Genomic DNA, 13,136 nt, shown 5'->3' with positions numbered 1-13,136 from the left:
CTGCGCGGACCCGCTCGCTCGCGTTCGGGGCTCTGACCGCCGCGGCACCCACCCTCCGTCGCTCCGTCGCTTCGTCGCTTCCCCTCCGTGGCTCCGTGGCTTCCCCTGCGTGCCTTCGAGGCCCCCGCTTGCCGTTCCCCCGCCGCACCCGCACAATGCGCACCATCGCCGTCGGGCCGTGTCCGACGAGTTTCCGCGAACGCTTCGACCTGACCGGAGGTGTGCCGTGCGTGCCTTGCGAAACGGACTCGGGGTCTTCATCTTGGCGCTCTGTCTGGCGGCGTCGGGTTGCTCGGCGTCCCTGCTGTTCACGGTCTTCGGCGATGGCGTGGCGAAGACCGAGAATCGCACGGTCGCGGACTTCACCCAGCTCGAACTGCTCGGCTCCGGACGCGTCGAGGTCACCATGGGCGAACTCGGGCCGCTGGAAATCACCGCCGACGAGAACATCCTGCCGTACGTCGAGACCAAGGTCGAGAATGGCCGGCTCTACATCAGCCCGGAACGCGTCCTCCAGACCGTGACGCCGCTCGTCATCAAGGTGACGGTCCCCAACGTCCGCAACGTGCGCATCACCGGAACCGGCGAGATCGTCGTCAGCGGCATCGACAACACCTATATGAGCGCCTCCGTGATCGGCACCGGCGTCATCACCCTCGACGGCCAGACCGAGACGCTGGTGGTCGACCTCAACGGCGCCGGCCGCGTCTCGGCCGGCGCGCTCGCCGCCAACGATGTCTCCATCGAAATCGACGGCGTCGGCACGGCCGACGTGCAGGCAGCGCAGACGCTGGATGTCGTGATTGCCGGCTCGGGCGTGGTCACTTACTCGGGCGCGCCCACGATCACGCAGAACATCACCGGCACCGGGCGCCTCGAAAAGAACGAGTAGCCACGCCGCGCCGGACCGCGCCGCCGTGAGGCGCGGTGCCGCCGTAGGCAGGCGACGCGATCAGGCCGGGCGTGTGTGCCCGGCCGATTGCACTTTGGTGCGAAGAGGGTGTTTCCGCGTGAGCGGTGAAGTGACTCACATGGCGGCCGGACTCACGGCGGGACACGAGAAACGCCGCGTGGCGCTGACGTCGGTCGGCGCCGCCATCGTGCTGACCGCCATGAAGGTGATCGTCGGCCTGATGACCGGCAGCCTGGGCCTGCTGGCGGAAGCGGCGCACTCCGGCATCGACCTCGTCGCCGCGCTGATCACCTATTTCGCCGTGCGCTTCTCCGACCGGCCCGCCGACGCCGAGCACCATTACGGCCATGGCAAGATCGAGAACCTCTCCGCGCTGGCCGAGACGGTGCTGCTCCTGGTCACCTGCGGCTGGATCATCTACGAGGCGGTCGAACGGCTGTTCTTCAAGCAGGTCGAGGTCGAGGCGACACTGGCCGCTTTCGGCGTAATTGTGATCTCCATCATCATCGACATCTCGCGCTCGCGGGCGCTGCTGAAGGTGGCGCGCAAGCACGGCAGCCAGGCGCTGGAGGCGGACGCGCTGCACTTCAGCACCGACGTGTGGAGCTCCGCCGTCGTGCTGGTCGGGCTCGGGCTTGTGAAGCTCGGCGAGTACACCGGCCACGGGCATGTGCTGCAACGGGGAGACGCCGTCGCGGCCCTGATCGTCGCCGTGATCGTCATCTGGGTCAGCCTCAAGCTGGGCCGGCGGACCGTCGATGCCTTGCTCGATCGGGCGCCGACGGGCCTGACGGCGCGCGTCGCGCGGGCCATCCGCCAGCTCGACGGCGTGCTCGAGTGCCGCCAGCTCCGCCTGCGCCCGTCCGGCAACCAGACGTTCGTCGATCTGACGATCGGCGTACGGCGCGGACTCTCGCTTGAAACCAGCCATGAGATCAGCCGGGCGGCGGAGGCGCGTGTCCAGGCCGAGCTGCCCCACGCGGACGTGGTCGTGCACGTCGAGCCCGTCTGCGACGCGGGCGAGACGCTTAGTGAGCGCATCCGCGCCATCGCCGTGAACCAGGGCCAGACCGTGCACAACATCCTGGTGTCCGAGGAACATGGGCGGCTGTTCATGGAGTTGCACATCGAGGTCGATGGCGACATGGACCTGCGGCAGGCACACGCCGACGCGGATCGGCTCGAGGCGGCGTTGCACACCGAGCTGCCGAATCTCGCCGCTGTGACCACGCACATCGAGCCCCGGCGTGAGCGCGGAGCCGCGTCGCGCGACATCACGCACAGCTCGGAAGAACTCGTGCGGCAGGTACGCGAGATTGTCGCGGGCACGCCGGGCGTGACGGCGTGTCACGATGTGGCGTTGCGGCGGGCCGGGGGGGAGCTGTTCTTGTCGATGCACTGCACGTTTGAGCCGGGGCTGCCGGTCCGCGCGGTGCATGACATTTCGAGCGAGCTGGAGAACCGCCTGCGCGCCGCGATCCCCGGCCTCGCCCGCGTGACGACGCATCCGGAACCGGCGGACGCCGGTGAAGCGGCGGACTCCCCTTCCTCTTAGGGAGGGGGCAGGGGGAGGGTCAGAATGGCAATTTTCTCACCACTTCTTGGCTCTTGCAGGGCGAGAAGGGGAGCGCAAACCTCTGGTTTGCTGCTGCAGAAGCGGAGCTTGGCACTCCCCGATTCTGAGAACCAGCAGACTACACGACGCGGCGCGAGTCGAGCAGAATGCAGATCGGCCCGTCGTTCACGGAAGCGACGTGCATGTGCGCCGCAAAACGGCCGGTCGCGACGGTCAGTCCGTACGCGCGTACGCCGGCGACGAGTTGTTCCACGAGCGGCTCGGCGACCGGCCCTGACGCCGACGTATCAAACGACGGCCGCCGGCCTTTGCGCGCGTCCGCCTGGACGGTGAACGCGCTGACCAGCAGCACCGACCCGCCGGCCTCGATCACCGAACGATTCATCTTGCCGTCCGCGTCAGGAAAGACGCGCACGTGCGCGATCTTCTCCGCGAGGTAGCTCACGTCGGCCGCGCCATCGTCGGGCGCCGCGGCGGCGTACACGAGCAGCCCGGCTCCGATTTGACCGACGAGCGCGTCGTCGACGGTGACCCGCGCCTCCGTCACGCGCTGCACGACGGCTCTCATGGGGCTGTTCTCCAGTCGGGGCCGAAGAGTTCCGCGAGCATCTGCGTCGCACCAGGAGGGATATTCGGGTGTGCTTTCAGCCATTCGCGAAACGCGGGCAGCCCGCGACGGTCGCCGGCCACGGTCAGAATGCGCCCCGCCGCCCAGCGGACCTTCTCACGCAAGTCCGTCAGGAGCGAGAGCACCTGCTCGAGTGGAGGTCTGAGCTCTGTCTGCAGCGTACTTTCGTCGAGCGGCGTCGGGACGAACGCGGTGTCTCGTGTCAGCAGTGCATCGAGCACGAGCAGTCGCACGCGTATGTGTTGTGTAGGCGCAGCGTCATTAAAAGCCCCGGCATCCGCGAGCGGCCGCCAGTCCGGCCCTTTTTCGAGCGTGCCGGCAACGATCCAGCACACGTCGTCCGCGCCGCGCCAGGGCGCTAATTGCCCGGCTGCGACTTCATCACGCGTGGATGTCTCGGCAAAGTGAGGAGCGTACATTCGTGAGCCCGCGTCCCAGTAACACTGAAGCAGTGTGTACGGCAGGTGCGCGAACCGTTGGTCAGCTGTACTGTGTGCGAACCACTCTTCAAAGAGCCGCGCTCCCCAGTCTACCGCGAATGCTGCCGCCGACCTGATCGAATCGCCTACGAGGACGAGCGCGCACTGCACGACGCGTGTATCGTCGTCGTGCAGAAGCACACGCATGACGTTGAACGGGCCATCTGGCGCGCGCTGCTTGGCCTGCCACAGCAACTCAAGTGTCCGGCTGTACTTCGTTGCCGCCGGGATCGGCTGCGTGAACACCCAGCGCAACTCACCGACCAGGCCGCCCTGGGCCGGCAGACGTGAGATGCCGACCGCGAGTGCGCCCAGCACCGCGAGCGTGCCCAGCCACGAGATCAGCCGCCGGATCGTGAGCGCCATGCCCCGATGATACCCCAAAACGCTGGATGCCCCAGCGGCCGTTGCGGACCGTTGGGGCACCCATGGTTTCAAACGCCTGCGCCGCGGCCGCGCCTACAGGTGCTCGTGCCGCGACGTGCTCGCCAGGTGGATCGTCTTCCGCGTCAGGTCGTGGTATGCCTTGACATAGCGCACCGTCCGCGAATGCGCCCGCATCACGACCGAGTACGTCGTGGCGATATGCTCGCGCACCGCCACGCCGTGCAGCAGCGAATTGTCCGTGATGCCGGTCGCGACGAACACCACGTCGTCGCCCACCGCCATGTCCGCGGTCGTGAAGATCTTCTTCATCAGTTCGCCGTAGCCGTCGGCCTCGAGCTGCTTGCGCTCGTGCTCGTCGCGCGGCCACATGCGCGCCAGGATCTCGCCGCCCAGGCACCGAATCGCCGCCGCCGCCAGCACCGCCTCCGGCGAGCCGCCCGAGCCCATGTACACATCGACGTTACTTTCCGGGATGCTCGGGGCGATCGCCGCCGAGACATCGCCGTCGCCGATCAGGCGGATGGCGGCACCGGTCCGGCGGATGTCATTGATGAGCTTCTCATGCCGCGGGCGATCGAGGACGCAGACGATCAGATCGCGGACGCGTTTGCCGAGCTTGAGCGCGATGATTTCCAGGTTCTGATCCACCGGCGCCCCCAGCCGGACCATGCCCGTGCCCTCCTTCACGCGCGGCCCGACCGCGATCTTCTCGACGTAGAAGCTGGGGATCGCCGCCAATGTACGGTGGTCTTCGCCGGACGCCTTGGCGGCGGCGATCACCGCGAGCGCACCGGGCAGGCCCTTGGAAGTCAGCGTCGTGCCGTCGATGGGATCGACGGCGATGCTGACGACCGGCGAACCTGCCCGCCACGTGCCGAGCTTCTCACCGATGAAGATGCCCGGCGCTTCATCCTTGATGCCCTCGCCGATCGTGCACGTTCCGCACATGTCGGTCAGGTTGAGCATGCCGCGCAGCGCATCGGTGGCGGCGGCGTCGGCGGCGTTCTTGTCGCCCTTACCGATCCAGTGAAAGACGTTCAGCGCGGCCGCTTCACACGCCCGCAGCAGGTCCATCCCAATCAGTTCTTCGTCCTGCGTATCGGACGGATCGACGGACGACGCGGCGAACCCGGAATTCGACATGTTCGTACCCCAAGGCCCCACCAGTTTCAGTATTGGACGCGCACCAGCGTAACCATACAGCGTACGTTTCAGAGAATCCACGGGGAATCCACGGGCGCCGACCGACGTACACAGCACCCACCCGGGCCCGACGCGGCCGCCAGGCCAACGACCGCGCCCGAAGGGATTCGAACCCCTAACCCTCGGTTCCGAAGACCGATGCTCTGTCCAGTTGAGCTACGGGCGCCACGCGGCGCGGGCTGCGAGTCCGCGCCCGGTCAGGCACACTATATCAGCGTCCACAAGCACTTACAATGCCGGGTTCGCGCGGCGCAAGTCGCGTCCGCAACCGCCCGATGATGATAGTGGCGGCGTGCGCCGCCGTATGGCGCTCGATTGACAAATAGGACCGTTTCTGGCTAGAATGCATACAGCACGGCCGAGGATCAGCCATTCCGTCTGTCGCGCTGCGTGGCGGCCGTCTCGGTCGGGGAAGAATGCCGTTGGTTGCTCCCGTTACACTCCGGTCGGCCGTTACTGATCGCGAAGGCAGCGCGAGCCGCGCGACGCCGCTGTGCATGCCGGGCGGGGCCGGCGTAGAATCAAGAAGCTAACGAGGACCGCATCCATGTCGCATCATCGAGGCTGGTTCGCACTGGGAGTGGGGTTCTGGCTCTTGTGCGCCGCGCCGTTCGCCGCCGCCACCGGTCGGCCGGACGGCAGCACGGCGCCGCCCGCCGGCATGCTGCAACTCCGCACCGGCGCGGTCGCGACGGCGACGCTGCCGAATCTTGCGGCCATGACCCCGGACAAGGCCTTCCGCGATGCCCGGCACGGCGTGCTGCAGCTCGACGGACCGCTGACCCCGGCCCGGGCCGCGGCCCTGCGCGACGCGGGCGTGAAGCTTGGCGACTACCTGCCGGTCAATTCCTTCATCGCCGACGTTTCCGCTGTCACCCCCGGCGCGTTACAGCGGCTTGGTTTCGTGCGGTGGGCCGGCGACTACCGCCCCGAGTGGCGCCTCGACCCGCGGATCGGCCAGACGACGTTCCAGACTCCCGAACGGCAGGCCATTGCGAACGCCGGCAAGCTCGCTGTTACCGTGTATCTGTTCCCGGATGAAACGCTCAGCACCGGCCGCGACGCGCTGTCGCGGGTGGCCGGCGCGGAGATTGTCGCCACGGACTGGGACGGCAGTCAGGACGTCTTCAACGTGGTGTTGCCGGCGACAAGCGTGGCCGCGCTGGCCGCGATTCCGGCGGTGCAGTATGTCGAGGAGTATCCCGAATTCACGCTGCGCAACAGCACCGACCGCTGGATCGTGCAGAGCAACATCGCGAACGTGACGCCGTTATATGACCACGGCCTGCACGGCGAGGGCCAGATCCTGGGGCACATCGACGGCCGCGTCGCCGTCGGACACTGCTCGTTCTATGACACGGTGGTCCCCGGCCCTGACCATCGCAAGATCCTCGCCTACAACACGACGCAGGGCAATGACTCGCACGGCACGCACACCGCCGGCACGGCTGTCGGCGATGCCGGCGTGTGGACGGACACGCGCGGCGTGGCCTACTTGGCCAAGATGGTGCACAACGTAACGCCCAGCATGACCGAGTCGTTGATGTTCAGCCGGTTGGACCTGCACCGCGTGCAGGGCGCCACCGTCCACACCAACAGTTGGGGCAACGACGCCACCACCGCGTATGACGGCGTGTGTCGCGCCATCGACAACTTCTCCTGGATGTACGACGACAACCTCGTCTGTTTTGCCGTGACCAACCAGAGCTACCTCAAGAACCCCGAGAACGCCAAGAACTGCCTCGCAATCGGTGCGTCGCAGGACACGCCGAGCCAAGGCAATTTCTGCTCCGGCGGCACCGGCCCGACCGCTGACGGGCGGCGCAAGCCCGAAATTTTCGCGCCGGGCTGCGGCACGCTTTCCGCTTACTACAGCAGCAGCACGCCCTGCAACACCGTCGCGAAGACCGGCACGTCGATGGCCTGCCCGGCGATCGCGGCGACCGGCCTGCTCGTGCGGCAGTACTTCACCGACGGCTACTATCCGACGGGCGCCCCCGACGCCGCCCACGCGTTCGTCCCGTCCGGCCCGCTCATCAAGGCCGTGCTGCTCAACTCGGCGGTCGACATGACCGGCATCTCCGGCTATCCATCGAACCAGGAAGGCTGGGGGCGGGTGCTGGCGGACAACGCGCTGTATTTCCTGGGCGATGCGCGCGGCCTCGTGGTGCAGGACGTGCGCAACAACAGCCCCACGGCGCTGGCGACCGGCGGTTACGCGGCCTACGACGTGGCGGTGAACGGCGCCACGCTTCAGCTCCGCGTCACGCTCGTGTGGCACGATGCGCCCGCGGCCATCAACTCGGCCAGCCCGCCGGTCAACAATCTCGACCTGGTGGTGACCTCGCCGACGGGCGCGGTCTACCTCGGCAACGTGTTCTCCGGCGGCACGTCGGTGACGGGCGGCACGGCGGACGCGAAGAACAACGTCGAGCAGGTGCATGTCGACTTGCCGGAGCTGGGTATCTGGACCGTCCGCGTGAAGGGGACGGCCGTGAACTCCGGGGCCCAGGGCTATGCGGTCGTCGTCACCGGTGACGTGGTGGACGCGAGTTGTCCGGCCATCACGACCGAGCCGGCTACACAGGCGACGACGGCCGGGGACAGCGTGACGTTCACCGTGGCGGCCACGGGCTCGCAGCCGATGACCTACCAGTGGCGCTACGCGGGTGTACCGCTGGACGAGGGCGGGCGTCTGAATGGCACAACGACGGCGACGCTCACGATCGCGCCGGCCGACTATGCGGATGCGGGCGACTACGACGTCGTCGTGAACAATGCCTGCGGATCGGCCACGAGTGCGATTGCGACGCTGACAGTATGGGCGCGCGGCGACACGGACTGTGACGGCGAGATCGGCTTCGGCGACATCAACCCCTTCATCGTGGCACTGGACGGTGAGGCGTCCTACGCGGCCGCGTACCCCGGTTGCCACTGGGCGAACGCGGACATCAACGCGGACGGGCAGACGGATTTCGGCGACATCAACCCGTTTGTGACGCTGCTGACCCAGCCCTAGTCAGCCACAACTCACTGCGGCGAAATGAGTTACAGAGGAACGCGCGCCGGCGACCCGCCGGCGCGCATTTCGCATGCGCCCGGCGGCGCTTGTCAGAAGCGCGCGCATGGCCCGCTAATGGTGGTGGAGACGCTTGCGCGCGGGTACATTCTGGTTCGTCTGGCCACGGAAGACGGAGGTGCGTCGCGTAGCGCACCTGCGGCGAGTCCGGCGGGCAACTGGCTCATCGCATGTGTGTTCAGTTCGTGAACCGGTGTGAGTCCCTTTAACAAAAGGTGGGCATCATGACAGGCAGGCAGATTCATTGGGCGTGCGTACTGGGGGCAGCGCTGCTGGGTAGTCAGTTGGGCGGCTGTCCGCTGGATGGCGGCGCGACGGACGAGACCCTGCGCGTCAGTTTTGACGCCGGCGGGGGCAACTTCGCCGTCGCCACCGACAAGCAGGGCAACCAGTACACGTTTCGCGCGCGGGAGGAAGCCAACGGCGACACGACGATCACCGAGGCCAACATCCTGACGACCGACGGCCGGACCCTCAAGCTCTCCCTCGACAGCTCGGGCCGGCCCGTGAATGCGCGCCTGTCGAGCAACACCGCGGCCGACCTGGTCTATGACGGCGACGAGGTCACGGTCCGCGTCACGGATGCCCAGGGCGGCGTGACCGGCGCCGCGGCGGGACTCAAGACCGACACACGCAAGGAAGAGGTTCGCGCCCGCCGGGTTGCGAATTTTTCCAAGGCCGCGCTGCACGCGCAGGGCATGTCCACGAAGCTGACGGCGCTGCAGAAGGGCCTCGAAGTCTGCGAGGAGGTCATCGTCTCGATCACCGACCCGGAGACCAACCCCGACTGCCCGCTCATCGACAGTGACCTTGAAGCCGGCATCGGCCTGATTGCCAACATCGCGTCCCTGGTCGGCATCGTCGAGGTGGATGCGCGCACCGACCTCGGCGACATCGTGGTCATCGACGTGATCCCCGAAGCCATCCAGCGCCTCGCCGGCAAGACCTTCAAGCTCTTCGACGCCGAGGGCTTCTGCCTCGAGCTGACTGACGTCGTCAACCGGCTGACCTTCGACAACAGCGGCGTCCTCCAGACCGAGTTTGACCGGCACCTGGTGTTCCCGGATTTCAGCCTCAGTGGCGGTCAAGACGCCGGCATCACCATCAACTATCTCTCCGGCACGCCGGTCAACCTGACGCCCGACGGCGAAGTCGGCTTCGAGCTGTGGGTCACGCCGGTCTTCACGGGCACACAGCTCGATGACGCCGGCAACATCACCATCGAGCGGCGCTTCCTGGCCGACCTGACGTTTGATGTCGAGCTTTTCGCGGGCGGGGCGGTGGCCGAGGCGCATCAGCTCTTCGACGTGGCGTTCATCAACGGTGAGCTGTCCGAAGACGGGACGCTGCTCGAACTGGACCTGATCCTGGTGGACCTGAGCCAGGCGAACCCGGTGGCGACGCTGGGGCGGCTGCGCTATCACGACCAGAACGTCCGCCAGCCCACGCGGATCTTCGCCTGCTCGTATGATCCGCAATCCCAGTTCGACCTCGACCCCGAGCGCGGCATTATCTGCCCGCCGGGGATCATCCCGCTCGGCGAAGACATCGACATCGCCTTTGACCCGGGCAGCGCCGACGAGGGCGACTTCATTTTCGACTGGTTCATCAGCAGTGGGTCCGGCTACATCATCGGCGACCCGACGGCCCCGGTGACGACCTTCCGCGCGACGGCGGCGGGCTTCCTCGAAATCACGCTGCTGGTCCATGACATGTGGGACGACCCGGACGTGCTGGGCGTCTACACGTGCACCGTCAATGTCGGCCGGGATGGCGGGGCCGGCGTGCCCGCTGCCGACGAGCTCGCCGGCTTCTGCCCGGTCACGATGGTGGTCGATGAAACGGAGGAGTGCTGGGTCCAGGGCCCGCTGGTTTCGGAGCTCGTGTACTTGGAGTGGTTCGTGGTTGGGACGTGGAACTACTTCATCGACAATCCGTTCGCACCGCGCACCGGCATCACGTTCTTCGAGCCCGGCAGTTTCCAGGTCGTCTTCCAGGCCTGGACCGCGGATGGCGACTACATCTACCTCTACCAGGATGTGGATGTGATCGCCGAGGGCGAGGTGGACTGGGGCGACGGTGGACCGTACGTCGGCGATTACTCGGACTACGTCGGCGACTACCTCGGTGAGCTGAGCGAGCCTGACGGCTGGGCGCATACGTTCGAGTTCACGGTGTATGACGACGGCACGGTCGAGGGCACTTCCTATTGGGGCGCGGGCCAGTTCGCGCTCTTCGGCTGGGTCGACGAGTTCGGCGACATCTACTTCGAAGATGATGCGGATACGCTGGGGTACGCTCTGGGCATCTACGCGGGTGAGTGGGACGACGGGTACTTCGTCGGCAGCTACTTCGAAGACAGTCTCGACAACTACATCGGCGACTGGTTCGCAGAGTGATCGCAGCCGTACCCGCGTGGATTGAATTCGACCGAATGCGGACGCCGCGTGCTCCCCGGTGCGCGGCGTCCGTTCTTGCGCGCCGGCCCTGCGCGGGCAAGTCGAATCCGGGTGTGCGCAGAACCCCGGCGCCCCGCCTTGACCACTGCTGATCCGCGTGAAGGTGGTCGCGCCGGCTCAGGCCACGCTGACGCGCCGCCCGACGCGCCGCTTGCGGTTGATGAGCTTGCGGCCGCTCTGCGTGCGCATCCGCGCCCGGAAGCCGCACTTGCGCTTGCGTTTGATCTTGCTGATTCGATGTGGGTAATGCATGACCGTCACCGCTGCTGTCTAACCGCCGAGGCGGCGGTCGCTAACCTGTGAACCCAGTAACATCGCAGACCATGTATTATGCCAGACGCCCATGCCGGCGCCAACGGCGCGGCGCCCCTTGCCCGCGCCGGGCCCCCTGGATAGACTGCCGGCCTTTATCCTCCAACCAAAGGATCGTGCGTGGGAGAGACCAGGATGGCGCTGGCGGCGGCGATTCACCACAAAGCGGCGGAACTCGGCAAGCTGGCCGTGCGGATGACGGCCAAGGCGGGTTCGGGGCACCCCTCGAGCGCGCTCTCGCTCGCCCACATCGTTGTGCACTTGATGTACCGCCAGATGCGCTGGGACCCCGCCAACCCCTGGCATCCGGCCGCTGACCGCCTCGTGCTGTCCGAAGGACACGCGGTTCCCATCGTCTATGCCGCCCTGGCGGACCTGGGCGCAAGTGTCGGTCGCAGCGAGAGTTCCGCGTTTCGCCTCACCGCCAACGAGCTGGACCAGCTCCGTGCCGTCGGCAGCGTGCTGGACGGCCACCCGAACCCCGCCGAGGGCGTTCCATTCTTCGACGCGGCCACGGGCAGCCTGGGGCAGGGCCTGAGCGTGGCGGCCGGGCTGGCGCTGGCGGCCCGGCTGGATGGCCGCGACCGGCGAATCTACGTGCTCATCGGCGACGGTGAGGCGCGCGAGGGTCAGATCTGGGAGGCGGCGGACTTCATCGTGGACCACGGCCTGACGAATGTCTGTGCCGTGTTCAACTCGAATGGCCAGGGCCAGGCGGCCAACGTCTCGCCCCAGCAGAGTGCGGACCGCCTGGTGGCCAAGCTCAAGGCTTTCGGGTGGCGCGTCGTGGAAATCGACGGGCACGATGCGGCGGCGGTAGCGACGGCGTTCCGTAAGGCGGGCAAGTCCGATAAACCGCTCGCGATCGTGGCCCACACCATCAAGGGCTGGGGGGTCGAGGAGCTGCAGAAGGGCAACTGGCACGGCAAGCCGCTGCCCGAGTCCGCGCTCGACGCAGCCTACGCCGCGCTGGATCGCACCGCGGCCGCCCTGCCGGCCGCCGGCGCCAAGCTCGGCCTGCCACCGGCGCCACCCGCCGCCCATGCGCCGGCGCGGGCCAAACCGACCGACGTGGAATGGCCGTCGTTTCACGCAGCGATGCAGGCGGCGGGTCTGGGGGGCGCCGTGGAGAAGGGCAAGTTGTCGACGCGGCGCGCGTACGGCGCGGCGCTCAAGATCGCCGGCGAGTTGCTCCCGCAGGTCGTCGCGCTGGACGGCGACGTCAGCAATTCGACTTTCGCGGAGATGTTTGCGAAGGCGTATCCCGCGCGGTTCTTCGAGTGCAAGATCGCCGAGCAGAACATGGTTTCCGCCGCCGCGGGGCTCTCGGCCGCGGGGTTCATGCCGTTCGTGAACTCGTTCGCGAAGTTCATCGCCCGCGCCTACGACCAGGTCGAGATGGCCAGCATCTCCCGCGCGAACGTCAAGCTGGTCGGCTCGCACGCGGGGATCTCGCTCGCGGCCGACGGGCCCAGCCAGATGGGCCTGCTCGACGTCGCGTTCTTCCGCGCGTTCACGACCGTGCGCGGCGATGACCGCCGGAATCCGGTGGGCTGGTTCTATCATCCGGCGGATGCGGTGGCGGCGTACCAGTGCACGCGACTGATGACTCTGCACCCGGGGTTGTGTTACATGCGGACGCATCGCCCGGATGTGCCGCTGCTGTACGATGCGCAGACGAAATTCGAGCCGGGCGGGTTCCACATCCTAAATGGCGGCGATGATCTGGCGCTGGTGGCATCGGGCTATATGGTCCACGTGGCCAGGCAGGCGGTGGCGCTGCTCGCGCAGCAGAACATCCGCGCCACGTTGATCGATGCGTACGCGCTGCCGATCGATGCGGACCGGCTGTGCGAGGCGTTGCAGCGGGCGGGCGGCCGGGCGGTCGTCGTCGAGGACAATTACGGCGGCGGCTGGGGGGCGGCGGTGGCCGAGATTGCCGCCCGTGGTGGCCGGCTGCGGGTCGCCACGCTGGGCTGCCAGCGCATCCCCAAGTCCACGCGGACGGCGGAAGAAGTTCTGGAGTATTGCGGCGTGGGGGCGACGCAGATCGCGGACCATGCGATCGCGTTCATGCGGCAGGGGGAGTAGAGGCACGCG

9 protein-coding genes and 1 tRNA gene are annotated in these 13,136 nt (G+C 67.3%); 5 read left to right on the top strand and 5 right to left on the bottom strand.

All coding sequences use genetic code 11. The features are described 5' to 3' along the window. The first annotated feature begins 226 nt into the window (after positions 1-226). Entirely contained in the window at positions 227-892 is a 666-nt protein-coding gene (locus KA383_10290) for a DUF2807 domain-containing protein (protein MBP7746513.1), read from the top strand. 139 nt (positions 893-1,031) lie between these two features. Next, the gene (locus tag KA383_10285) at positions 1,032-2,468 is read left to right on the top strand and encodes a cation-efflux pump (protein MBP7746512.1); all 1,437 of its coding nucleotides are present in this window, start codon (positions 1,032-1,034) and stop codon (positions 2,466-2,468) included. A gap of 139 nt (positions 2,469-2,607) precedes the next feature. Here the strand turns inward: KA383_10285 and dtd are convergent, their stop codons facing one another. From dtd to KA383_10265, 4 genes are all read right to left on the bottom strand, one after another. Further along, positions 2,608-3,057, bottom strand: coding sequence for a D-tyrosyl-tRNA(Tyr) deacylase (gene dtd / locus KA383_10280; protein ID MBP7746511.1), 450 nt, complete (start codon positions 3,055-3,057; stop codon positions 2,608-2,610). Next, positions 3,054-3,962: a hypothetical protein gene (locus tag KA383_10275; GenBank protein ID MBP7746510.1), complete on the bottom strand. Its 909-nt coding sequence runs from the start codon at positions 3,960-3,962 to the stop codon at positions 3,054-3,056. Before KA383_10275 ends, dtd begins: the two co-directional genes overlap by 4 nt. A gap of 93 nt (positions 3,963-4,055) precedes the next feature. Further along, on the bottom strand, positions 4,056-5,126 hold the full coding sequence (glpX, locus tag KA383_10270; GenBank protein MBP7746509.1) for a class II fructose-bisphosphatase: 1,071 nt from the start codon (positions 5,124-5,126) through the stop codon (positions 4,056-4,058). Positions 5,127-5,278: 152 nt separating this feature from the next. After that, positions 5,279-5,352 (bottom strand) — tRNA-Arg (locus KA383_10265). Between the two features lie 381 nt (positions 5,353-5,733). On the opposite strand from KA383_10265, the gene KA383_10260 reads away from it, so the two are divergent. Together KA383_10260 and KA383_10255 are read left to right on the top strand one after the other, a co-directional pair. Further along, positions 5,734-8,205 (top strand): S8 family serine peptidase, encoded by a 2,472-nt coding sequence (locus KA383_10260; protein MBP7746508.1) that lies wholly within the window; start codon positions 5,734-5,736, stop codon positions 8,203-8,205. Positions 8,206-8,489: 284 nt separating this feature from the next. Next, complete coding sequence (locus KA383_10255; GenBank protein ID MBP7746507.1) at positions 8,490-10,664, top strand: hypothetical protein; 2,175 nt, start codon at positions 8,490-8,492, stop codon at positions 10,662-10,664. Between the two features lie 177 nt (positions 10,665-10,841). Here the strand turns inward: KA383_10255 and rpmH are convergent, their stop codons facing one another. After that, entirely contained in the window at positions 10,842-10,976 is a 135-nt protein-coding gene (gene rpmH, locus KA383_10250; protein ID MBP7746506.1) for a 50S ribosomal protein L34, read from the bottom strand. A 195-nt stretch (positions 10,977-11,171) separates the two neighbouring features. Between rpmH and KA383_10245 the strand changes: the two genes are divergently transcribed. Then, a complete protein-coding gene (locus tag KA383_10245) occupies positions 11,172-13,127 on the top strand; it encodes a transketolase (protein ID MBP7746505.1) in 1,956 nt (651 codons plus the stop codon). The last annotated feature ends 9 nt before the right edge of the window (positions 13,128-13,136 follow it).

It is taken from the genome of Phycisphaerae bacterium, from assembly GCA_017999985.1.
Classification (GTDB): Bacteria; Planctomycetota; Phycisphaerae; order UBA1845; family Fen-1342; genus JAGNKU01.
The sequence above is the reverse complement of the archived record's forward strand: the minus strand, read 5'-3'. Positions and strand labels throughout refer to the sequence as shown.

What these genes read in the sequence shown, in the direction of transcription:
- KA383_10285 (MBP7746512.1), top strand. Translation starts at nt 1,032, where the DNA reads ATGGCGGCCGGACTCACGGCGGGACACGAGAAACGCCGCGTGGCGCTG.
- dtd (MBP7746511.1), bottom strand. Translation starts at nt 3,057, where the DNA reads ATGAGAGCCGTCGTGCAGCGCGTGACGGAGGCGCGGGTCACCGTCGAC.
- KA383_10275 (MBP7746510.1), bottom strand. Translation starts at nt 3,962, where the DNA reads ATGGCGCTCACGATCCGGCGGCTGATCTCGTGGCTGGGCACGCTCGCG.
- glpX (MBP7746509.1), bottom strand. Translation starts at nt 5,126, where the DNA reads ATGTCGAATTCCGGGTTCGCCGCGTCGTCCGTCGATCCGTCCGATACG.
- KA383_10260 (MBP7746508.1), top strand. Translation starts at nt 5,734, where the DNA reads ATGTCGCATCATCGAGGCTGGTTCGCACTGGGAGTGGGGTTCTGGCTC.
- KA383_10255 (MBP7746507.1), top strand. Translation starts at nt 8,490, where the DNA reads ATGACAGGCAGGCAGATTCATTGGGCGTGCGTACTGGGGGCAGCGCTG.
- rpmH (MBP7746506.1), bottom strand. Translation starts at nt 10,976, where the DNA reads ATGCATTACCCACATCGAATCAGCAAGATCAAACGCAAGCGCAAGTGC.
- KA383_10245 (MBP7746505.1), top strand. Translation starts at nt 11,172, where the DNA reads ATGGCGCTGGCGGCGGCGATTCACCACAAAGCGGCGGAACTCGGCAAG.